General features: G+C 71.8%; 18 protein-coding genes. 8 read left to right on the top strand and 10 right to left on the bottom strand.

Features of this window, described 5'->3' with window-relative positions; genetic code table 11:
- Nucleotides 1–67 precede the first annotated feature (67 nt).
- Nucleotides 68–1,699 carry an L-glutamate gamma-semialdehyde dehydrogenase gene (gene pruA / locus ACFYZA_RS19390; protein WP_388491821.1) on the top strand — a complete coding sequence of 544 codons (1,632 nt, stop codon included), beginning with the start codon at nucleotides 68–70 and terminating at the stop codon, nucleotides 1,697–1,699.
- A 96-nt stretch (nucleotides 1,700–1,795) separates the two neighbouring features.
- Here pruA and ACFYZA_RS19385 read toward each other — a convergent pair whose 3' ends face one another.
- From ACFYZA_RS19385 to ACFYZA_RS19370, 4 genes are all read right to left on the bottom strand, one after another.
- The gene (locus ACFYZA_RS19385; protein WP_388491820.1) at nucleotides 1,796–2,500 is read right to left on the bottom strand and encodes a nitroreductase family protein; all 705 of its coding nucleotides are present in this window, start codon (nucleotides 2,498–2,500) and stop codon (nucleotides 1,796–1,798) included.
- A 115-nt stretch (nucleotides 2,501–2,615) separates the two neighbouring features.
- Nucleotides 2,616–3,809 carry a 1-acyl-sn-glycerol-3-phosphate acyltransferase gene (locus tag ACFYZA_RS19380; RefSeq protein WP_388491817.1) on the bottom strand — a complete coding sequence of 398 codons (1,194 nt, stop codon included), beginning with the start codon at nucleotides 3,807–3,809 and terminating at the stop codon, nucleotides 2,616–2,618.
- On the bottom strand, nucleotides 3,806–4,648 hold the full coding sequence (locus tag ACFYZA_RS19375) for a phosphatidate cytidylyltransferase (protein ID WP_388491814.1): 843 nt from the start codon (nucleotides 4,646–4,648) through the stop codon (nucleotides 3,806–3,808). Before ACFYZA_RS19375 ends, ACFYZA_RS19380 begins: the two co-directional genes overlap by 4 nt.
- On the bottom strand, nucleotides 4,645–5,220 hold the full coding sequence (locus tag ACFYZA_RS19370) for a CDP-alcohol phosphatidyltransferase family protein (RefSeq protein ID WP_388491812.1): 576 nt from the start codon (nucleotides 5,218–5,220) through the stop codon (nucleotides 4,645–4,647). Before ACFYZA_RS19370 ends, ACFYZA_RS19375 begins: the two co-directional genes overlap by 4 nt.
- Before the next feature lie 130 nt (nucleotides 5,221–5,350).
- On the opposite strand from ACFYZA_RS19370, the gene ACFYZA_RS19365 reads away from it, so the two are divergent.
- Nucleotides 5,351–5,884 (top strand): GNAT family N-acetyltransferase, encoded by a 534-nt coding sequence (locus tag ACFYZA_RS19365; RefSeq protein WP_388491810.1) that lies wholly within the window; start codon nucleotides 5,351–5,353, stop codon nucleotides 5,882–5,884.
- Between the two features lie 20 nt (nucleotides 5,885–5,904).
- Here the strand turns inward: ACFYZA_RS19365 and ACFYZA_RS19360 are convergent, their stop codons facing one another.
- The 4 genes from ACFYZA_RS19360 to ACFYZA_RS19345 form a co-directional block, all read right to left on the bottom strand.
- Nucleotides 5,905–7,950 (bottom strand): phosphocholine-specific phospholipase C, encoded by a 2,046-nt coding sequence (locus tag ACFYZA_RS19360; RefSeq protein ID WP_388491808.1) that lies wholly within the window; start codon nucleotides 7,948–7,950, stop codon nucleotides 5,905–5,907.
- 202 nt (nucleotides 7,951–8,152) lie between these two features.
- On the bottom strand, nucleotides 8,153–8,887 hold the full coding sequence (locus tag ACFYZA_RS19355) for a hypothetical protein (protein WP_388491806.1): 735 nt from the start codon (nucleotides 8,885–8,887) through the stop codon (nucleotides 8,153–8,155).
- A complete protein-coding gene (locus tag ACFYZA_RS19350) occupies nucleotides 8,884–9,231 on the bottom strand; it encodes a PadR family transcriptional regulator (protein ID WP_382592488.1) in 348 nt (115 codons plus the stop codon). Before ACFYZA_RS19350 ends, ACFYZA_RS19355 begins: the two co-directional genes overlap by 4 nt.
- Nucleotides 9,232–9,250: 19 nt before the next feature.
- On the bottom strand, nucleotides 9,251–10,180 hold the full coding sequence (locus tag ACFYZA_RS19345) for a LysR family transcriptional regulator (RefSeq protein WP_388491804.1): 930 nt from the start codon (nucleotides 10,178–10,180) through the stop codon (nucleotides 9,251–9,253).
- Between the two features lie 86 nt (nucleotides 10,181–10,266).
- Here ACFYZA_RS19345 and ACFYZA_RS19340 point away from each other — a divergent pair, with 86 nt between their 5' ends.
- Together ACFYZA_RS19340 and ACFYZA_RS19335 are read left to right on the top strand one after the other, a co-directional pair.
- Nucleotides 10,267–11,706: an MFS transporter gene (locus tag ACFYZA_RS19340; RefSeq protein WP_388491801.1), complete on the top strand. Its 1,440-nt coding sequence runs from the start codon at nucleotides 10,267–10,269 to the stop codon at nucleotides 11,704–11,706.
- A 193-nt stretch (nucleotides 11,707–11,899) separates the two neighbouring features.
- Nucleotides 11,900–12,028 carry a hypothetical protein gene (locus ACFYZA_RS19335; protein WP_267895424.1) on the top strand — a complete coding sequence of 43 codons (129 nt, stop codon included), beginning with the start codon at nucleotides 11,900–11,902 and terminating at the stop codon, nucleotides 12,026–12,028.
- A gap of 21 nt (nucleotides 12,029–12,049) precedes the next feature.
- On the opposite strand, the gene ACFYZA_RS19330 is transcribed toward ACFYZA_RS19335, so the two are convergent.
- Complete coding sequence (locus ACFYZA_RS19330) at nucleotides 12,050–13,624, bottom strand: purple acid phosphatase family protein (RefSeq protein ID WP_388491799.1); 1,575 nt, start codon at nucleotides 13,622–13,624, stop codon at nucleotides 12,050–12,052.
- Between the two features lie 164 nt (nucleotides 13,625–13,788).
- Between ACFYZA_RS19330 and ACFYZA_RS19325 the strand changes: the two genes are divergently transcribed.
- Together ACFYZA_RS19325 and ACFYZA_RS19320 are read left to right on the top strand one after the other, a co-directional pair.
- Complete coding sequence (locus tag ACFYZA_RS19325; RefSeq protein ID WP_382592500.1) at nucleotides 13,789–14,838, top strand: 3-isopropylmalate dehydrogenase; 1,050 nt, start codon at nucleotides 13,789–13,791, stop codon at nucleotides 14,836–14,838.
- Between the two features lie 234 nt (nucleotides 14,839–15,072).
- Nucleotides 15,073–16,158 carry a branched-chain amino acid aminotransferase gene (locus ACFYZA_RS19320; protein WP_382592503.1) on the top strand — a complete coding sequence of 362 codons (1,086 nt, stop codon included), beginning with the start codon at nucleotides 15,073–15,075 and terminating at the stop codon, nucleotides 16,156–16,158.
- A gap of 34 nt (nucleotides 16,159–16,192) precedes the next feature.
- Here ACFYZA_RS19320 and ACFYZA_RS19315 read toward each other — a convergent pair whose 3' ends face one another.
- Nucleotides 16,193–17,638 carry a cytosine permease gene (locus ACFYZA_RS19315; RefSeq protein WP_388491797.1) on the bottom strand — a complete coding sequence of 482 codons (1,446 nt, stop codon included), beginning with the start codon at nucleotides 17,636–17,638 and terminating at the stop codon, nucleotides 16,193–16,195.
- Between the two features lie 128 nt (nucleotides 17,639–17,766).
- On the opposite strand from ACFYZA_RS19315, the gene ureA reads away from it, so the two are divergent.
- Together ureA and ACFYZA_RS19305 are read left to right on the top strand one after the other, a co-directional pair.
- Nucleotides 17,767–18,462, top strand: a complete 696-nt coding sequence (gene ureA / locus ACFYZA_RS19310) for an urease subunit gamma (RefSeq protein WP_388491795.1) — start codon at nucleotides 17,767–17,769, stop codon at nucleotides 18,460–18,462.
- On the top strand, nucleotides 18,462–20,144 hold the full coding sequence (locus ACFYZA_RS19305; protein WP_388491793.1) for an urease subunit alpha: 1,683 nt from the start codon (nucleotides 18,462–18,464) through the stop codon (nucleotides 20,142–20,144). Before ureA ends, ACFYZA_RS19305 begins: the two co-directional genes overlap by 1 nt.
- The last annotated feature ends 3 nt before the right edge of the window (nucleotides 20,145–20,147 follow it).

Raw genomic sequence — 20,147 nt, 5'->3', positions numbered from 1 at the left:
TGCGGACAGGCCCCGAGCCTCCGTTCACCCGAACACCCCTCACACAGGACAAAGGAGTCAAGGAATCATGGACGCTGTGACCCAGGTCCCCACCCCGGTCAACGAGCCGGTGCACGGCTACGCCCCTGGTTCCCCGGAGCGCACCCGTCTGGAAGCCAAGCTCAAGGAACTGGCGGAGAACCCCGTCGACCTGCCGATGACCATCAACGGTGAGAAGCGGATGGGCGGCGGCGAGCGCTTCGACGTCGTGCAGCCGCACAACCACCGGGCCGTCATCGGCACCTACGCCAACGCCACCGAGCAGGACGCCAAGGACGCGGTCGACGCCGCCCTCGCCGCCGCTCCGGCCTGGCGCGCGATGTCCTTCGACGACCGCGCCGCGATCATCCTGCGCGCCGCCGAGCTGCTCTCCGGCCCCTGGCGCGAGACGCTGGCCGCCTCCACCATGCTGGGCCAGTCGAAGACCGCCCAGCAGGCCGAGATCGACACCCCGTGCGAGCTCGTCGACTTCTGGCGCTTCAACGTCCACTACGCCCGCAACCTGCTCGCCGAGCAGCCCCCGGCGAACTCCCCGGGCGTGTGGAACCGCATGGACCACCGCCCGCTCGAAGGCTTCGTCTACGCGATCACGCCGTTCAACTTCACGGCCATCGCGGGCAACCTGCCGACCGCCCCGGCCCTGATGGGCAACGTCGTCGTGTGGAAGCCGTCCCCGACGCAGACCCACGCCGCCGTGCTGCTCATGCGGCTCCTGGAGGAGGCCGGGCTGCCCAAGGGCGTCATCAACCTCGTCACCGGTGACGGCCTGGCCGTCTCCGAGGTCGCCCTGAACCACCGCGACCTGGCCGGCATCCACTTCACCGGTTCGACCAAGACCTTCCAGCACCTGTGGAAGACCGTCGGCACGAACATCGAGAAGTACCGCACCTACCCGCGTCTGGTCGGCGAGACCGGCGGCAAGGACTTCGTCGTCGCGCACCCCAGCGCCGACCGCGCCGTCCTGAAGACCGCGCTGACCCGTGGCTCCTTCGAGTACCAGGGCCAGAAGTGCTCCGCGTCCTCGCGCGCCTACGTCCCGGCCTCGATCTGGAACGACGGCTTCAAGGAGGAGTTCGCGGCCGAGGTCGACGGCATCTCCATGGGTGACGTCACCGACCTGTCGAACTTCATCGGCGCGGTCATCGACGAGCGCTCCTTCGCCAAGAACAAGGCCGCGATCGACCGCGCGAAGGCGGACGCCTCCTGCACGATCGTGGCGGGCGGCAGCTACGACGACTCGGTGGGCTACTTCGTGCGCCCGACCGTCATCGAGTGCACCGACCCGGCGAACGAGGTCTTCACGACCGAGTACTTCGGCCCGATCCTGGCGGTCCACGTCTACGACGACGCCAAGTACGACGAGATGCTGGAGCAGATGGAGTCGGCCTCCGACTACGCCCTGACCGGCGCCGTCATCTCCAACGACCGCGCCGCGGCCGCCCACACGATGGAGAAGCTCCGCTACGCGGCGGGCAACTTCTACATCAACGACAAGTCGACCGGCGCCGTCGTCGGCCAGCAGCCCTTCGGCGGCGGCCGCGCGTCCGGCACCAACGACAAGGCGGGCGCCCCGCAGAACCTGATGCGCTGGACGCTGACCCGCGCCATCAAGGAGACGCTGGTCCCGCCGACCGACTACGGCTACCCGCACATGGGCTGACCTGCGGTCGCACCGAAACCCCGCCCCCGTCCTTGGTCCCCCAACCGAGGACGGGGGCGGTTCCATGTCCGCCCTTCCGTGTCCGGGCCGGGAGGCTCAGACCTCCACGAGGACCTGGTCCAGTGACTTGCGGACCAGGTCGGGCACCTCGCAGTCGTCGGCCGGATAGCCGACCGGGATGACGGCGAACGCCTTCTCGTTCGCGGGCCGCTCCAGGACCTCGGACAGGAACCGCATCGGGCTCGGCGTGTGCACCAGGGCGGCCAGGCCCGACTGGTGCAGCGCGGAGAGCAGCAGGCCCACCGCGATGCCGACCGATTCGTCGACGTAGTAGTGCTTGTGCTTGGTGCCGTCCTCGGCCAGCCAGTAACGCTGCTGGAACACGACGAGCAGCACCGGCGCGTCCGTGAGGTGGGTCTTCACCGCGTCCGTGCCGATCGGGCGCAGCGCCGCGAGCCACTCCTCGCCGAGCCGCCCGTCGTAGGAGATCTTCTCCTCCTCCTCGGCCGCCTCGCGGATCCTGCGCCGTACGTCCGCGTCCTTGACCAGGACGAAGGTCCACGGCTGCTGATGGGCGCCGGAGGGCGCGGTCGCGGCGCAGGCGACCGCGTCCCGGACGGCCTGCTCGGGCACCGGGTCGGGCGAGAAGCTGCGTACGGTACGGCGCTCGTCCATGCGCTCGCGCAACTCGGCGGCCCGCGCCAGGGTTTCGGCGCTCGCCATGCGGGCGGGGCGGTAGGGGACGGGCCGGTAGGGCTCGCCGTGGACGGGGGTCCAGTGCTGCTCGGTAGGTGTGGGCATGGAGCGAGTCTGGCGGCCGGGCTGGTCCAGTCCAAGTCCTTTGCGGGACACGTGACTTGAACGGCGCAGATCCGCTCTCGGGCGCCGGCGTCCGCCGCGTTCGCCGGCGCCCGCCCTACGCCCACGCCCCCACGACCAGCCCGAGCCCCACCCCGAAGCCCGCTCCCAGCAGGGCCAGACCGGCCCCGTACCAGCGCCTCCACCGCCGGGCCAGCAGGGCCGCACCGGCGAAGGTCACGCCCACCGTCAGGGTGCGGGTGCCCCGGGCGAGGGCGGCCTCGCGGAGCCAGGGGACCGCGGGGACGCCGGTGCGGCCCGCCGTCGCGGCGTACACCTTGAACGGGATGCCGTTCCACGGCTGGTGGCGGACCGCCGACGCGCCCTGCGTGGAGAGCTCGTGGCGGACCTCCGCCCGCATCCGTTCCGTCGTCAGCGGCGCGGGCAAGTGGACGCCCGACAGGGCGAGTTGGAGGGCCAGGACGCTGCCCGCGAGACTGCCCGCCAGGGCGGTGAGGGAGAGGGGGACGGCCCGGCGCGGGGCCGCCGCGCACAGCGCCGCGAGCAGGAGCTCCGGCATCAGGGGCCAGCTCAGGGCCTCCGCGAAGGCCCAGGCGAAGGCCAGGAGGAGGCCGGCCCGCGAGGCCGCAAGGCCCGCAACCCGGCGCCGCAGCGCCGAGTCGCGCAGGGCCTCCGCGTTGGTGCGGGCATGCAGCGCCGCCACCGCGTCCCGCGCCTCGTCCGGCGTGACCGAAGCGGGCAGCGGGGCCCCGATGCGCACCCGGATCAGGGCGGAGCGGAACCGTCCGTGCTTGGGCAGCAGCCGGTCCGTGCCCGCGATGCCCACCGGCACCACCGGCACCCCCGCGTGTTCCGCGAGGACCAGCGCGCCCCGGTGGAAGGAGCCGACCTCGCCGTCGCGGCCCCGGGTGCCCTCGGGGAACAGGACCACCGCCCGGCCCGCGCGCAGCCCGTCCGCCATGGCGAGCAGGTCGTCCATGCCGCCGCCCGAGCGCCGCACCGGGAAGCCCGCCGCGAGCCGGCTGCAGATCCGCCGCCGCCACGGCGAGGCGAACCAGTAGTCGGCCGCCGCCCCGATCGCCGGGGTGTGCCGGGCGTCGAGGGCGGCGAGCAGCGCCGCGGTGTCGGCGTGCGAGGAGTGGTTGGCCACGACCACGCAGCCGCCGCGCGGCAGGTGCCCACGGCGTTCGACGCCGCCGGACAGGGTCAGCACGCACCACCACAGGGCGCGCCGCGCGAGCGCGGCGAGCCGCGGCCGGGTCCGGGCCACCGGGGTCAGGGTCGTCGTCATCGGGTCACCACCGTCGCGAGCAGCAGGGCAACGAGAAGGGAGTCGACGCGGTCGAGCAGGCCGCCGAAACCGGGCAGCCAGCTGCCCGCGTCCTTCACCCCCGCCTCCCGCTTCACCATGGATTCGAGGAGATCGCCCAGGACGCAGCCGAGCGTCACCCCGGCCCAGAGGAGCACGCCCCAGCACCCAACTGCCCAGAGCGTCAGGGCAGTTGCGACACCGGCCCCCAGCACCCCCGCCCAGGTCTTGTTCGGGGAGAGGCGGGAGAGCGGGCGGGCCAGGGGGCCCCGGCGGCCCAGGAACGTACCGCCGCACCACGCGCCCACGTCCCCGAGCGCCACCGCGATGCCCACCACGGCCGCCGTATCCCCGAGCGTCACCAGGCCGGTCAGCGGCACCACGATCCACAGCAGGCCGAAGACCGTACGGGCCGAGGCGGTGAAACCCGATGCGCTGTTGCCGCCCAGGAGGGAGGGGAGGGCCGCCGCGAGCAGGAGCAGGGCCGCCGTGCGCAGGTCGAGGAGCGCGGGCGCCCGCCACGCCAGTGCCGGGAGCGCCACCGCCGTCGCGCACAGCACCGCGTGCTCGGCCCGGCCGAGCCCCGCCATCCGTACGTACTCGGTCACCGCGACCGCGCCCAGCGCCACGGCCAGCGCGAACGCCCCGCCGTCGCCCAGGAACAGCGCCCCCAGGTAGACCGGCGCCGCGAGGGCCCAGGTGCGCCAGCGCTTGCGCACTTCGGCCCGCAGCCGGATCCGGGCCGGCAGGGCCGCCACCGCGAGCCCGCTCACCCCGAGCACCCCGGCGCTCACGAGGGCCGCCCGGCCGTAGGTGCTCACGCCGCCAGCTCCCGCCACAGCCGGCCGAACCGGAACGCCGCCGTCACCACCGAGCCCGCCGCGATCAGCAGCAGGACCGGTACCCACCAGCCCGACGCCGCCGCGACCACCACCAGCAGACAGCGTTCGGTCTTGCCCACGGGGCCGCCGTTGTGGCGCGGGGCACCGGCCGCCGCGCCCGCCAGGGCGATCCACGACGGCAGGGTCGCGGCGAGTGCCGCGACCGCCACCAGCCACAGCGGTGCCAGCGGTACGAAGCCCGCGAGCATCGCCAAGTCGGCCGCCCGGTCGCCCAGTTCGTTCAGGAGCGCGCCGCGCCTCGTCGTGCGTCCCGTGTCGCGGGCCAGCGCCCCGTCCAGGTTCGCGAAGGCGAGGCGGGCCGCGAGCAGCAGGGCGACCGGCAGGGCCGCGAGCGGTGCGGGGAGCAGGGCGAGCGCCGCGGCCGCCCCCGTGGCGGACACCGCGCCCGCCGCCGTCAGGGTGTCGGGTGACACCCCGCGCAGGGCGAGCGCCCCACGGACGCCGCTGAGGCGGTCCGCGTACCAGGGCTTGAGTGCGTAGAGGCCGTTCATGGGCTCCACTGTGCGGGCGGGTGACCGGCGCCACATGAGTGCTCGTACTCAGAAGCAGCTCAGGATCGGCCCCGCCGAGGTGTCCGCCGCCTGAGTGCCGTGACGGATGGGGGCTGAGATGATGGAGCGCATGGACGTGACCCAACGAACCCTGCACACGGCCGAGTTGACCGCCGCCGAGCTCGACGGCATCCGCGCGCTGCTCGACGCCGCCTTCGAGGGCGGCTTCAGCGACGACGACTGGGACCACACCCTCGGCGGTGTGCACGCCCTCGTCCACCACGGCCCCGACCTCGTCGCGCACGGCAGCGTCGTACAGCGGCGGGTGCTGCACGCCGGGCGCTCGTACCGCGTCGGGTATGTGGAGGGCGTCGCCGTCCGCGCGGACCTGCGCCGGCACGGGCTCGGCGGACTCGTCATGGCGCCCCTGGAGCAGGCCGTCGAGGCCGCCTACGCCTTCGGCGCGCTGTCGGCGAGCGCGAAGGGCGCGCCGCTGTACCGGGCGCGGGGCTGGCGGGTGTGGGGCGGCCGCATCGAGGTGCTGGCGCCGCACGGGGTGGTGCCGCTCCCCGAGGAGGAGGGCACCACCTATGTGTGGGGGCGCCAAGTCCCTTGTGTCGAAGGTGCGTTGACCTTCGACTGGCGCGACGGGGATGTGCTCTAGGTCCCCGGCGCGGGGGCCGGTCAGCCGCTGACCGACACCGCCCCCGTCTCCAGGTGGCCCGTGTACCGCCGCGACCACGTGCCGTCGCAGTCCGCCGTGATCGTGAAGTCGTACCAGCCGTTCTGGAGCGCCACCGCGTTGAAGAAGTCCTCGGTGGAGCCGCCCGCCGGGACGGTGTAGGTCCACGTGCCGGTCCGGTACTGGTTGGACGTGATCGTGAACTTCACGGCCGCCGCCGAGGAGTTGGTCATCTTGAACCAGATCGCCAGCTTCCCCGTGCCGGATTCCACCGCGTAGCGCGCCGCCACCTCGATGGACTTGCCCGCCTTCGTGGCGTCGCCGACGAACCGGCGCAGAAAGCGGTTCGGGCCGGCCATGGTGAAGTCGTACTTGCCCGCCCCCGCGCCCGTACCGATCTGGAAGAAGTCCGTTGCGGTGCCGCCCGGGTCGACCGTGTACTGCCACGGGGTGGTGTCGCGGTAGGCGTTGGGGTGGATGGACAGATGCGCGGCGCTGGTGGCGGGGGCGCCCTGGTTGGCCATGCCGAACCAGGCCACGATCTGCCCGGCGGCCTTGAACTCGAACCGGTCGAGGTTGCCGTTGGGCTGGTACGGCAGCGCGCGGGCCGGGCGGGTGCCGGACTCCTGCGCGGGCAGCGCGTTGTTCTGCGGCGCCGGGTTGGGCAGCGGCCCGCAGGTGCCGATGCCGATCACCTTGGTGCCGGGGAGCCCGGACGGCATGCCGTACACCGGCGAGGCGAAGTCGAAGAGGCCCGTCAGGTCGCCGGTGACCTTGCGGCGCCAGGCGCTGATGTTGGGGCAGTTCGCCGGGGTGCCGATCGCGGCCGTCCACTTCTCCATGAACCGCAGGACCGAGGTGTGGTCGAAGACCTCGGAGGAGACCCAACCGCCGCGCGTCCAGGGCGACATGACGAGCATCGGCACCCGGAAGCCGAGCCCGTAGGGGATGCCGTTCAGGAACTCGCCCGCGGTTCCGGCGGGCGGTGAGGGCGGGGGCACGTGGTCGAAGAAGCCGTCGTTCTCGTCGTAGTTGAGGAACAGGACGGTCGAGTCGAAGACCTCCGGAGCCGAGGCGAGCGCGCGGTAGACCAGGTCGACGAAGTGGGCACCGTCGCCGGGCGGGGCGTAGGGGTGCTCGGAGAAGGCCTGGTTGGCGACCACCCAGGACACCTGGGGGAGCGTCCCGTTCAGCGCGTCCGCCTTGATCGCGGCGGCGATGTCGTCGGGGGTGGAGCCGGTGGCCGCCGGGACGGATCCCATGCCCCGGTCGTGCAGGGGGTCGCCCGCCTTGGCGGCGGTGAACTTCGAGAAGTACGCCAGACCGTTGTCGCCGTAGTTGTCGTTGGCGTTCTGGTAGACCTTCCAGCTCACCCCGGCACGCTGGAGCGCTTCCGCGTACGTCTCCCAGGTCAGCCCCGACTCGTCGCCGCCGTCGTTGCTGGTGGCGTCGACCTTGCCGCTCCACAGGAAGGTGCGGTTGGGCCCGGTGGCGCTGAGCGTGGCGCTGAAGTAGGCGTCGCAGATGGTGTAGTTGTCGGCCAGCGCGTAGTGGAACGGGATGTCGCCCCGGTCCAGGTAGCCGAGCGAGCGCACGTTGCCCACGCCCGCGACCCAGTTGTCCATCCGGCCCTTGTTCCAGGCAGAGTGCTGCGAGGTCCAGCTGTGCGGCAGGTCGCCGTTGCACTGGGCCAGGGTCTCGCCGTCGACGCCGCCCGCCGCCGGGGTCGAGCTGAGCTTCCACGGGTACTGGCGGCCGAGGCCGTTGGGCTGGTTGAAGACGGGCTGGCCGCCCGAGAGCAGGATGCCGCTCTTGTCGCCGAAGCCCCGGACGCCCTTGAGGCGGCCGAAGTAGTGGTCGAAGCTGCGGTTCTCCTGCATGAGGATCACCACGTGCTTGACGTCCTTGATGGTGCCGGTCGCCGAAGCGGCCGCCGTGCTCGTGACCGCCGAATCGACGGCCTGGGCCGCCGCCCCCGATGGCAGTACGGCGCCGGCCGCCACGCCGGCGCCGAGTGCCACGAACCCTCTACGACTGATCGGTGTCATCCGCCCGCCTCTTCGTCGCATGTGCCCCTGCGGCACATCGAGCGCAAGAGTGGCGCCGCCCAATGGTCTGAAGCTAGACCTCTACAGGGATGGATTTGTGAACAGTCGGTCAACGCCAGGGTTTCTTAAGGTTCGATGAGAGCTTCCGGCGGTCTCGCCCCGCAGCGGGACGGGGGCCGGTGCGCCCTTACCGCCGTGCGGGTCAGGGGCTTTCGACGCCGTCGGCGATGTCCCGCCTGACCCCGTACCAGCCGAGCAGCGCGCCACCGGCCGCCGCGCCCAGGAGGGCGAAGCAGACCGCCGGCCGGTTCAGCTCGATCACGTCGAAGCCGAGGCCGAGCGCGAGCAGTCCCACGGACACCACGAACAGGGCGATCAGCCCCCGGTACTTGGCGCTGAAGAACAGGTGCCGGGCCGGCGGCGCGGGCGTCACGGCCAGATCGGCGGCCGGGCCCGCGCCGGCCGCGAGCGGGCGCTTGAAGTACGCCATGTGCAGCCAGCGCCCGCACGGCTCCCAGCCGTCCGGTGCCAGCTCGGCGGCCAGCTCCTCGCGCTCCTTCGCGCCGTGCGCGGTCTCGCGCCGGTACTCCCAGCGCATCGCGTCCTCGGAGGTGCGGCGGCACACGAAGCGGCCGACGAAGTCGATCCCCTCGACCTCCCAGCCCTCGGCCCCGTACCGGTTCAGGAGCAGCCGGTCGGTGTAGATGTCGCTGGTCCACTTCCAGGTCTCGGCGTCGCCCTCGGGCCGCTCGCTCCCGTGCCCCTGGGTGAGCCGGTCCGCGAAGGTCTCCGGTGCGCCGAACTCCTCGCGGGCGTCGGGCGATCCGGACTCCGCGAGGTAGCCGGTGAGATCGGTGACGGTCGCCGCCACGTCCTGGTCCGGCATCCCGCGAGCCGTGAGCAGTCGGCTCAGTTCCGCGAAGTATTCGGTGTTCACGCTGGTCCCCCTGGAAGTGTGCTGGTGAGCATGGCCGTGACCGACGAGTGGAACTCCCGCCAGGAAGCGCCCTGTTCGGCAAGTGCCCGGCGTCCCTCGTCGGTCAGCCGGTAGTAGCGGCGCCCCGGCCCGCGCTCGGCCGCCCGGAACTCGCCGACGGCGAGGCCGGCCTCCTCCAGGCGGTTGAGCACGGGATAGAGCGTGCCGCCCTTGATCTCGCCGAGCCCGGCGGCGGTGAGCGCCTTCGAGATCTCGTACCCGTAGCTCTCACCTCCGGTGAGGCAGGACAGGACGAGAAGGTCGAGGACACCCTTGAGCCAGCTGGATCTGCGGTCTGCGGCCATGCGTGTATTCCAGCACCACCTAGGTAGGAATGCAACCTAGATGGGAACGCCGTGCGAGATCCGCGACGATCTCCGCCAGGGCGCCCCGCAGCCAGCGGTGAGCGGGGTCGGCGTCCACCCGGATGTGCCAGGCCTGGCGGTAGGGGTTGGCCGGCAGGTCGAGCGGGATGTCGAGGACCGCGAGCGGCATCACCCGGGCCGCCTCCACCGCGAACTCGCGCGGCACGAGCGCGAGCGCGTCCGAGCGCAGGGCCAGGAAGCAGGCCGCGGTGTACGTCGGCGCGGTGGCCAGCACGTCCCGCTCCAGGCCGAGTTCGGCCAGCCTCTCGTCGACGACGCTGCGCACCCGGCCGCGCCGGGTGACCGTGATGTGGGGGAGCGCGGCGAACCGCTCGGGGGTCAGCCGTTCGGTGGCGTACGGGCCGTCGGCGCGCGCGATGGCCGCATAGCCGTACGCGCCGAGCGATTCGCTGCGGATGTCGTGCGGCAGCTCGCCCATCTGCCCCACGTCCAGATCGATGTGGTCCCGCAGGTCCGCCGGGTTCTCATCGCCCTCGGGCAGCATCCGCAGCCGCACCCGGGGCGCCTCCCGCAGCACCCGCTCGGTGAGCGCCGAGCCGAAGATGATGGCCACGGAGTCATTGACTCGGATCCTGAACTCCCGTTCCAGATTGGCGAGTTCGAGAGCCGGTGGCGGCCTGAGCGCGGCCAGGGCGGAGGCCAGTGCCGCCTCCACGCGGGGCTGGAGCTCGCGGGCGCGCGGCGTCAGGGTCAGGCCGCGCCCGGACGGCACGAGCAGCTCGTCGCCCACCACCCGGCGCAGCCGGCCAAGGGTCCGGCTCATCGCGGACGGCGAGATCCGCATCTCGGCGGCGGCCCCCGCCACGCTCCCGGCCCGCAGCAGGGCGTCGAGCGCGGGCAGCAGATTCATGTCGGGGAGCTGTTGCATGCCGTCAGTATGCGTGCGTCTCGCGCATTCCTCACCTGACCAACCGGACCTTGTGTGCAGCAATGGGGGCGGCCAGGCTGAACCCCATGCTCGACACCCGACAGCGCGCCACCGCCCTGCTCATCGCCGGCTGCTTCTTCATGGAGATGCTGGACGGCACCATCGTGGCCACCGCCGCCCCGCAGCTGGCGGACTCCCTCGGCACCACGCCTTCCTCCGTGGGCCTGGTGATCACCGTCTATCTGCTGACCCTCGCCGTGCTCATACCGCTCAGCGGCTGGCTCACCGCCCGCTTCGGCGCCCGGCGGATCTTCCTCACCGCCATCGCCCTCTTCACCCTCGCCTCGGTGGCCTGCGCCGCGAGCGACAGCCTCGGCGTGCTCGTCGCGATGCGCGTCCTGCAGGGCGCGGGCGGCGCCATGATGGTGCCGGTGGGCCGCCTCCTCGTGCTCGCCGGGGCCGCCAGGACCGACATACCGAAGATCATGGCTTACATCGTGTGGCCGGGGCTCATGGCGCCCGTGGTCGCCCCGCTGCTCGGCGGACTGCTCACCACGTACGCCAGTTGGCACTGGATGTTCCTGGTGAACCTTCCGCTGGGGGCCGTGGCGTTCGCCGTCGCCCGGCGCCTGGTGGCGGCCGGGCCCACCGCGACCCCGCCCCCGCTCGACGTGCCCGGCGTGCTGCTCACCTGCACCGGCCTCGGCGCCCTCACCTGGGCCGCCCATCTGGTCGCCGAGACCGACAGCGGCTGGCGGGCCGTCGTCGCCGTCGCCGCGCCCGCCGTCCTCGCGCTCGGCGCCGCCGGACGTCATCTACTGCGTACCGCACACCCGTTGGTGAATCTGCGCACCCTGGACGTGGCCTCGTTCCGGGCCAGCGTGACGGGCGGCTCGCTCTTCTGGATCGTGGTCGGCTCGATGCCGTTCCTGCTGCCCCTGCTGTTCCAGGAGGTCTTCGGCTGGAGCTCGGTGAAGTCCGGCGCGGTGGTGCTCTTCGTCTTCGTCGGCAACATCGGGATCAAGCCCGCGACCACCGCGCTGCTCAACCGCTTCGGGTTCCGCCCGCTGCTGCTCGTCGCCACCGTCGGCCTCGCCGTCACGGTCGCCGGCTGCGCGCTGCTCACGCCGGCCACCCCGGTCGCCGTGACCGCGGCCCTCGTCCTGCTCGGCGGCGCGGCCCGCTCGCTCGGCCTGACCTGCTACTCCACCATCGCGTTCAGCGAGGTGCCGCCCGAGCGGCTGCGCGACGCCAACGCGCTGGCCGCCACCGCCAACCAGCTCGGGGCCGGGGTCGGGGTGGCCGTCGCCACGGTCGCGCTGCGCCTGGGCGGTGCCGTCACCACCACCCCGTCCGGCTCCTACGCGGTGGCGTTCTGCCTGCTCGGAGCGGTCTGCCTGGCCGCCACGGCAGGCGCGCTCCGGCTGCACGGGGACGCCGGCGACGCGGTGCGCAGCCGGCCCGGGCGGCCGGCCGCCGGGGCCCCGGCGGGGGCGGCCGTCTCAGATAGTAGGAAGTCCGAGTAATTGTGGAGACAGACTCCAGCGGAAGGCTTAGCTTTGTAGGAGCCGAACGTCTCGCTGATCCAGCGAATGGCGGTCGAGAGCGCAGTGCCCTTTGGCAGGCAACCCCTGCGGCAGCGCTCCCCGCCCCTTCCGGCACCTCACTGCATCCGCCGGGGCCTGTCCCCGGACCTCCCAGCAGAGGAGTCGAATCCCCATGGTCCAGCAGCCCGCCCGCCGAGTCCGTCACTCTTCGCGCAGCAGCGAGTCCGACCGCAAGAACGCCGCCGCCGCCCTCCAGCGTGCGCTGGACCGCAGGGACAACGGCGGCGCCACCGGGCACTGAGGCCCGGGTCCCGCACCGGAACTAGCGTCCGCGCTGGATCTCGAAGTGGTCGATGCGCTCGCCCGTCTCGGCGAGCGCGCTGACCTTCAGCTTCGGGTGACGGCCGGTCTCGACCTCCACCGCGAGGAACGAGTAGTTGGTGTAGCGCACCCGCGACCACTCCACGGTCTCGGTGACCTTCGTGCCGCCGTTGGCCCAGTGGTAGGTGTCCACGCTGTCGCGGTCCGCGACATGGCCCTCGTACGAGTCGGGCACCGGGAAGCTGTAGAGCGAACGGCCCGCCGCGCCGGCCGTCACGTACACGATGCCGTCGCGGGTCGGGTCGGTGCGCTCGCCGATGGCGACCTTGCGGCCCACCTTGTTGCCCTTGATGGCGTCGGTCCGCTCGTACACGTGGTTGTGGCCGTTGATCACCAGGTCCACCTGGTGCTTCTCGAACAGCGGCACCCACGCGTCGCGCACGCCCCCCTCCGAGGCGTGCGAGCTCGTCGTGGAGAACGCGCAGTGGTGGAAGAAGATCACGATGAAGTCGACGGCGTGGTTGGCGCGCAGCTCTCCGAGCCGCTTGTCCAGCCACTTCGTCTGCTTGCCGCCGCTGATGCCGAAGTTGGCGGGGATCTCGTACGAGACGTCGTTCGCGTCGAGGGCCACCACGCCGACGTTGCCGTGCACGAAGGAGTAGACGCCGGGCTGGTTCACCGGGTCCGGGCCGTTGGCCGGCAGCGACCAGCGGGCGTTCTGGCCGCCGTAGCCCTGCGGCGAGTACCAGGCCTCCATGTCGTGGTTGCCGGTCGTCACCATCCACGGCACGGTCTTGGCGACCGACTCGGTCTGCGCGAGGAACTGGTCCCAGGTGCGCGCGTCGTACTGGTCCGAGGACTGGCCCGAGCCCGACGGGTCGGCGTAGCAGATGTCGCCGGCGTGCAGGTGGAAGGACGGGTTCTGGCCCAGGATCACCTGGTCGTTGCCCAGGGCGTGATAGCTGACGCCCTGGTCGCCGAAGGCCGTGAAGGTGAAGTTCTCGGCGTGCGCGGGGGCGGTGGTGAAGGTGCCGAGGGTGCCCAGGTTGCGGCGGTCCGCCGGGTCGAAGCCGTCGTGGCCGACGCCGTAGTAGTACGTCTGGCCCGGCCGCAGCCGGTCGAGGCCGGCGTGCACGTAGAACTGCTCGGCCGCCGCGATCTTCCCGCCGTTCAGCGCGGGCGTCGTCAGATGGCGCACCTCGGCGTCGATCTTCCGGCTCAGCGACCAGGGGCTGGTGCCGATGCGGATGTACGGCTTCTTCACCGCGAACGGGACCTGCCAGGAGACGCGCATCTGCGTCTTGGGGTCGGCCCCGTACGCGAGGTGGCGGCCGAAGGGCGCGGCCAGCGAGCCGTCCACGCCGTGCCGGGACGTGGAGGTGAGCGCGGTCGGCGCGGCGAACGCGGGCGAGGCCGCTCCGGCCGTGGCGAGACCCGCTCCGGCGACGGCGGCCGTGGCCGCGGTGGTCCGCAGCACACCGCGACGGCTCAGCCTGCTCCGCAGGTATTCGTGCTGCTCGGCCATGCTCATGCGCTCGGCGAGCTTGTCGGGGATGCCGAATCTGGGGATGTCCATGGCCGAAAAAGTCCTCCATCGAGTCGACGCGATTCTCTCCGGCGGGTGAACGCGAGGCGTACAACTGCCTACGCGATTCCCCGAGCACTTCCGGACCGCCCGCAAGGGCGTCCACACTCTGGACATCGGGTGTCAATGGCTGGGACGGCGAGTAGGGTTCCCCCATGTCGGCAAGTTCTCGCAGCATCAATCTCGCAGTGATCCCCGGTGACGGCATCGGCCAGGAGGTCGTGGCCCAGGGCCTCAAGGTCCTCAGGTCCGTCCTCCCGCAGGATGTGAAGCTGGAGACCAGGGAGTTCGACTTCGGCGCGCGGCGCTACCACGCCACCGGTGAGACCCTCACCGACGCCGACGTCGAGGCCCTCAGGCAGCACGACGCGATCCTGCTCGGCGCGATCGGCGACCCCACGGTCCCGTCCGGCGTCCTGGAGCGCGGCTTCCTGCTGAAGCTCCGCTTCCTCTTCGACCACTACGTCAACCTCCGCCCCAGCAGGCTGCTCCCCGGCGTCGCCACCCCGCTCGCCGGCCAGCCCGAGATCGACTTCATCGTCGTGCGCGAGGGCACCGAGGGTCCGTACACCGGCAACGGCGGCTCCATCCGTACCGGGACGCCGCACGAGGTCGCCACCGAGGTGTCGGTCAACACCGCCTACGGTGTCGAGCGCGTGGTCCGGGACGCCTTCGCCCGCGCCCAGGCCCGCCCGCGCAAGAAGCTGACGCTCGTCCACAAGAACAACGTGCTGGCCCACGCCGGTCACCTGTGGACCAACGTCTTCAACGCGGTGGCCAAGGAGTTCCCCGACGTCACCACCGACTACCTGCACGTGGACGCGGCGACGATCTTCCTCGTCACCGACCCGGCGCGGTTCGACGTGATCGTCACCGACAACCTCTTCGGCGACATCATCACCGACCTCGCCGCGGCCGTCTCCGGCGGCATCGGCGTCGCGGCCTCGGGCAACATCAACCCGAGCGGCGAGTTTCCGTCGATGTTCGAGCCGGTGCACGGCTCCGCGCCGGACATCGCCGGCCAGGGCAAGGCCGACCCGTCGGCCACGATCCTCTCGGTCGCCCTGCTGCTCCGCCACCTCGGATACGAGGCCGAGGCGGTCCGCATCGAGAGCGCCGTCTCCGCCGACCTGGCCTCGCGCGGCGACTCGGTCCGCACCACGGACGAGATCGGCGACGCCCTCGCCGCACAGGTAGCCGGCTGACCCCGCGGCACACGCAAGAGAAGCCGCCGGGTCGCATTTCGCACCCGGCGGCTTTTCGCATGCGGCCACCGGGTGACACCATCAACCCCGGACCGCACATCACACCGTTATGTCCAAGGCCCAAGCAAGAGCGATAATCGGACGTGGGCCGCGGCATGCGGAGCTCGGACGTCCAGCACAGGCAGCGGCGTGAGCGCGGTCCGTCACTATCCACCGGTGAAGGACACAGCACTCATGACGACGCCCACGATCGAGCTCAAGCCCACCTCGCACCCGCTGTCCGACGCGGAGCGCGAGGCGATTCTGGCCAGCCCCGGTTTCGGCCGCCACTTCACCGACAACATGGTGACGGTCCGCTGGACCGAGGGCCGCGGCTGGCACGACGCCCAGCTCGTGCCGTACGCCCCCCTGTCCATGGACCCGGCCAACATGACGCTGCACTACGCGCAGACGATCTTCGAAGGCCTCAAGGCGTACCGCCAGCCCGACGGCACGGTCGCCACCTTCCGGCCCGAGGCCAACGCCGAGCGCTTCCAGAACTCGGCCCGCCGCATCGCGATGCCCGCGCTCCCCACCGACCTGTTCATCGCCGCCTGTGACGCGCTGATCCAGCAGGACAAGGCATGGGTGCCCGCCACCGGAGAGGCCTCCCTCTACCTGCGCCCGTTCATGATCGCGACCGAGGTCGGCCTCGGGGTGCGGCCGGCGAACGAGTACCTGTTCATCGTGATCGCCTCCCCGGCCGGCGCCTACTTCCCCGGCGGCGTGCAGCCCGTCTCGGTGTGGCTGTCCGAGGAGTACGTGCGCGCGGTCAAGGGCGGCACCGGCGCCGCCAAGACCGGCGGCAACTACGCGGCCTCCCTCGTCGCCCAGGCCGAGGCCGCCCAGCACGGCTGCGACCAGGTGGTCTGGCTGGACGCGGTCGAGCACCGCTGGATCGAGGAAATGGGCGGCATGAACCTGTACTTCGTGTACGGGAACAAGATCGTCACGCCCGAGCTGACCGGCTCGCTCCTCCCCGGCATCACCCGCGACTCCCTCCTGAAGATCGCCCGCGACCTCGGTTACGAGGCCGTCGAGGGCCGGATCTCGACGGAGGACTGGAAGCGGGACAACGAGAACGGCACTCTGACCGAGGTCTTCGCCTGCGGCACCGCCGCGGTCATCACCCCGGTCGGCTCGGTGAAGTCGGCGCGGGCCAACTGGACGCAGGGCGACGGCGAGCCGGGCGAGGTCACGATGAAGCTCCGCAAGGCGCTGCTCGACCTCCAGACCGGGGTGACCCCGGACCCGCACGGCTGGATGCACCCGCTGGGCTAGGCGGCACTTCCGGGGGCTCGCGCCCCCGGAACGGCTAAACGCCGGAGGGGCTGGATGCCGGGCTGACCTCAGCCGTGACATCCAGCCCCTCCGGCGCGTCCGCCCGACGTGGCGTCAGGATCAGGTACGCCAGTCCTCCCACGACCCCCGATATGAGGAAGCTGCAGTCCACTCCGCCGGTCCAACTCAGCAGCGGGCCCTGGTAGTTGGGCAGGGACACGGCCAGCAGTCCGGCACCCGCGCCGAGGGCCCAGGCGGCCACCGCGCGGAGGTTCCAGCCGGAGCGGTACCAGTAGACGCCGCCCCGCGAGCGGCGGTTGAAGACCTGGAGGGCGTCCGCGTCGTACACGCCACGACAGCGCACGAAGCCGATCAGGGTGATCACCGCCCAGGGCGTGCCGATCGCCGTGAGCAGCAGGACGAACGAGGTCATCGCGGCCTGCGCGTCCCACGCGAAGTGGCCCGCGAAGACGCACACCGTGGCGACGCCCGCCACCGCGAACGTGGCCTGGGTGCGTGAGGCGCGCGGCAGGATCGCGTCCAGGTCGAGGCCCATCGAGTAGAGCATCAGACCCGCGTTGCCCACCGAGCCCGCCGAGGCCGCGAGCAGCAGCGGCACCAGGTACCAGCCGGGGGCGGCGGCGACCAGCGGGCCCGCGTAGTCGGTGGCCGCGCGGGCCGCGTACGCCGTGAACGTGCCGAAGAGCTGCGGAAGCAGCAGACCCGCTGTCAGGCCGAGCCAGGTGGCGTGCAGTACGCGGCGCGGGCGGTGCCGGGTCGGTGAGATGTAGCGCGTGTAGTCGCCGAGCAGCGTGATGAACGCGATCGGCCCGCTGAGTCCGGCCGCGACGAGCGCGAGCAGCCAGGTCGGCCAGAACGAGCCGAGCAGATAGCCGCCCGCGTCCGGCAGCGCGGCGGTGGTGAAGTGCGGTGCGTAGGCGACGACTCCGAGGATCAGCAGCGCCGTCATGCCCACCGCGAGGATGCGCGACAGGCGCAGCATCACCCGGTAGCCGTAGACCGCGCCGACGACGGTGGCCGCGGCGAGCAGCGCGTACACCACCGAGTACGAGACCCCGCCGGTCGGCAGGCCGAACAGGCGGTGCAGGACGCCCGTCATCGCGTCCCCGCCGATCCACACGGTCAGGGCGGTGTAGCCGAGCGAGAGCAGCAGACCGACGACCGAGCCCACCAGCCGTCCCCGTACGCCGAATTGGGCGCCGGAGGACGTCGACAGGTTGGTCGCGGTGCGCAGCGAGACGAGCGCGAGCGGGGCCGTCAGGAGGGTGCCGAGAGCGGTGCCGGCCACCACCGCGCCGATCGAGGCCCACCAGCCGAGTCCGAAGGAGACCGGCAGCCAGCCGAAGACGATCACCCCGAGGCACAGGTTGGAGCCGAGGAGGATCGACACGAGATCGCGCGGCCCGCTGGTGCGTTCCGCCTCCGGGACCGTATCGACTCCGCGCTGTTCTATGGGCATGCCGGGGCCTCTCACTCTTCGTGGGGTTTGAGTGCCGCTCAATGTGACGCACACCAAGCCGTGACGTCAATGCTTCCCGTCTGTGAAATCTCTGGTTAGAGTGACGTTCAAACAGGAGGTGTGGTGGCGTGCGACTGACCCCGACGGAACGTGACCGGCTGCTTTTGTTCGGCGCCGCGGAACTGGCCCGGGCCCGTAGGGCCCGGGGGCTGCGGCTGAACGTGCCGGAGGCGACCGCGCTGATCGCGGACGCCGTCTGCGAGGCGGCCCGGGACGGCCGGCGCCTCGCCGAGGCCATCGAGGCGGCCCGGTCCGTGCTCGGCCCCGACGACGTGCTGCCCGGTGTGTCCGACGTGGTCACCGAGGTGCATGTGGAGGCCGTCTTCGACGACGGCTCCCGGCTCGCTGTGGTCTCCGACCCCATCGGCGGCTCGGCCGGCCAGGACGCGCCCGGCGCGCTCCTCCCCGGCGCGGGCTACCCGGAGGCGGAACCGGTGGTGCGGCTCACCGTGACCAACACCGCCACCGTGCCCGTCTCGGTCACCTCGCACTTCCACTTCTTCGAGTGCAACCCCCGGCTGGATTTCGACCGGGCTGCCGCTTATGGCATGCGGTTGTGTGTGCCCGCCGGGTCGTCGGTGAGGTTCGGGCCCGGGGAGAGTGCGGAGGTCGGCCTCGTGCCCATCGGCGGCGACCGCGTCGCGATCGGCTTCGCGGGTCTGGTGGACGGGCCGCTCGATGCGCCCGGCGCGAAGGACGAGGCCCTGCGCAGGGCCGCCGCCTGCGGATACCTCGGAACCGGCGCGGGAGAGGGAGACAAGTGATGGACCCGTATGAGTACGCCTCCGTGCACGGCCCCCGTGCCGGGGACCGGATCCGGCTGGGGGACTCCGGCCTGACCGTGCGCGTCGAGTCCGACTCGCAGGCCCCGGGTGATGAGTTCCTGGCCGGGTTCGGCAAGACGGCCCGGGACGGGCTGCATCTGAAGGCCGCCGCCGTCCGCGAGACGTGTGATGTCGTGATCAGCAACGTCGTCGTCATCGACGCGGTGCAGGGCATCCGCAAGGTGTCGATCGGTATCCGTGAGGGGCGGATCTGCTCGGTCGGGCGGGCCGGGAATCCGGACACGCTCGACGGGGTGGACGTCGTGGTCGGCACCGGCACGTCGATCGTCTCGGGCGAGGGGCTGATCGCGACCGCGGGGGCGGTCGACACCCATGTGCATCTGTTGTCGCCGCGCATCATGGAGGCCTCCCTCGCCTCGGGTGTGACGACGATCATCGGGCAGGAGTTCGGCCCGGTGTGGGGGGTGGGGGTGAACTCGCCGTGGGCGTTGCGCAACGCCTTCGCGGCGTTCGACGCGTGGCCGGTCAACATCGGTTTCCTGGGCCGGGGTTCGTCCTCGCATCCGGCTCCGTTGGTGGAGGCGTTGGCGGAGGGCGGGGCGTGCGGGTTCAAGGTGCATGAGGACATGGGCGCGCACAGCCGGGCGTTGGATACGGCGTTGCGGGTGGCGGAGGAGCACGATGTCCAAGTCGCCCTGCACAGCGACGGGTTGAACGAGTGCCTGACGGTCGAGGACACCTTGAAGGTGCTGGAGGGGCGCACGATCCACGCCTTCCACATCGAGGGGTGCGGGGGCGGGCATGTGCCGAACGTGCTGAAGATGGCGGGGGTGGCGAATGTGATCGGCTCGTCCACGAATCCGACGCTGCCGTTCGGGCGGGACGCGGTCGCGGAGCATTACGGCATGATCGTCTCGGTGCACGATCTGAAGACGGATCTGCCGGGGGACGCGGCGATGGCCCGGGACCGGATCCGGGCGGGCACGATGGGTGCCGAGGACGTGCTGCACGACCTGGGTGCGATCGGTATCACGTCCTCGGACGCGCAGGGCATGGGCCGGGCCGGTGAGACGGTGCGGCGCACGTTCGCGATGGCGGGGAAGATGAAGGCCGAGCTGGGCCCGCTGGAGGGCGACGGGGACGGCGACGACAACGCGCGGGTGCTGCGCTATATGGCGAAGCTGACCATCAATCCGGCGATCGCGCACGGTCTCTCGGACGAGATCGGCTCCATCGAGGTCGGCAAGATGGCCGACATCGTGCTGTGGCGGCCGGCCTACTTCGGCGCCAAGCCGCAGATGGTCCTCAAGTCCGGCTTCCCCGCCTGGGGCGTCACCGGCGACCCCAACGCCGCCACCGACACCTGCGAACCCCTCGTACTCGGCCCGCTGTTCGGCGCCCACGGCGGCACCGCCGCCGAGCTGTCCGTCGCCTTCGTGGCGAAGGCCGCCCTCGACCAGGGCGGGGACCAACTGCCCACCCGCCGCCGCCGGGTCGCGGTCCGCGGCACCCGTGGCATCGGCCCCGCCGACCTGCTGCTCAACTCCCGTACCGGCGCGGTCGGCGTGGACGGCCGCACCGGGCTCGTCACCCTCGACGGCGACCCGCTGCGCTCCGAACCGGCCGACTCCGTCTCCCTCAACCGCCTCTACTTCCTCTAAGGA

It is taken from the genome of Streptomyces sp. NPDC001828, from assembly GCF_042892175.1.
In the GTDB taxonomy this organism is placed as follows: Bacteria; Actinomycetota; Actinomycetes; order Streptomycetales; family Streptomycetaceae; genus Streptomyces.
The sequence above is the reverse complement of the archived record's forward strand: the minus strand, read 5'-3'. Positions and strand labels throughout refer to the sequence as shown.

Coding starts and splice junctions, on each gene's coding strand:
- ACFYZA_RS19335 (WP_267895424.1), top strand. CDS start 11,900: ATGGTCCAGCAGCCCGCCCGCCGAGTCCGTCACTCTTCGCGCAGCAGC.
- ACFYZA_RS19350 (WP_382592488.1), bottom strand. CDS start 9,231: ATGGCCGCAGACCGCAGATCCAGCTGGCTCAAGGGTGTCCTCGACCTT.
- ACFYZA_RS19315 (WP_388491797.1), bottom strand. CDS start 17,638: ATGCCCATAGAACAGCGCGGAGTCGATACGGTCCCGGAGGCGGAACGC.
- ACFYZA_RS19340 (WP_388491801.1), top strand. CDS start 10,267: ATGCTCGACACCCGACAGCGCGCCACCGCCCTGCTCATCGCCGGCTGC.
- ACFYZA_RS19320 (WP_382592503.1), top strand. CDS start 15,073: ATGACGACGCCCACGATCGAGCTCAAGCCCACCTCGCACCCGCTGTCC.
- ACFYZA_RS19360 (WP_388491808.1), bottom strand. CDS start 7,950: ATGACACCGATCAGTCGTAGAGGGTTCGTGGCACTCGGCGCCGGCGTG.
- ACFYZA_RS19325 (WP_382592500.1), top strand. CDS start 13,789: ATGTCGGCAAGTTCTCGCAGCATCAATCTCGCAGTGATCCCCGGTGAC.
- ACFYZA_RS19305 (WP_388491793.1), top strand. CDS start 18,462: ATGGACCCGTATGAGTACGCCTCCGTGCACGGCCCCCGTGCCGGGGAC.
- ACFYZA_RS19365 (WP_388491810.1), top strand. CDS start 5,351: ATGGACGTGACCCAACGAACCCTGCACACGGCCGAGTTGACCGCCGCC.
- ACFYZA_RS19370 (WP_388491812.1), bottom strand. CDS start 5,220: ATGAACGGCCTCTACGCACTCAAGCCCTGGTACGCGGACCGCCTCAGC.
- ACFYZA_RS19380 (WP_388491817.1), bottom strand. CDS start 3,809: ATGACGACGACCCTGACCCCGGTGGCCCGGACCCGGCCGCGGCTCGCC.
- ACFYZA_RS19385 (WP_388491820.1), bottom strand. CDS start 2,500: ATGCCCACACCTACCGAGCAGCACTGGACCCCCGTCCACGGCGAGCCC.
- pruA (WP_388491821.1), top strand. CDS start 68: ATGGACGCTGTGACCCAGGTCCCCACCCCGGTCAACGAGCCGGTGCAC.
- ACFYZA_RS19345 (WP_388491804.1), bottom strand. CDS start 10,180: ATGCAACAGCTCCCCGACATGAATCTGCTGCCCGCGCTCGACGCCCTG.
- ACFYZA_RS19330 (WP_388491799.1), bottom strand. CDS start 13,624: ATGGACATCCCCAGATTCGGCATCCCCGACAAGCTCGCCGAGCGCATG.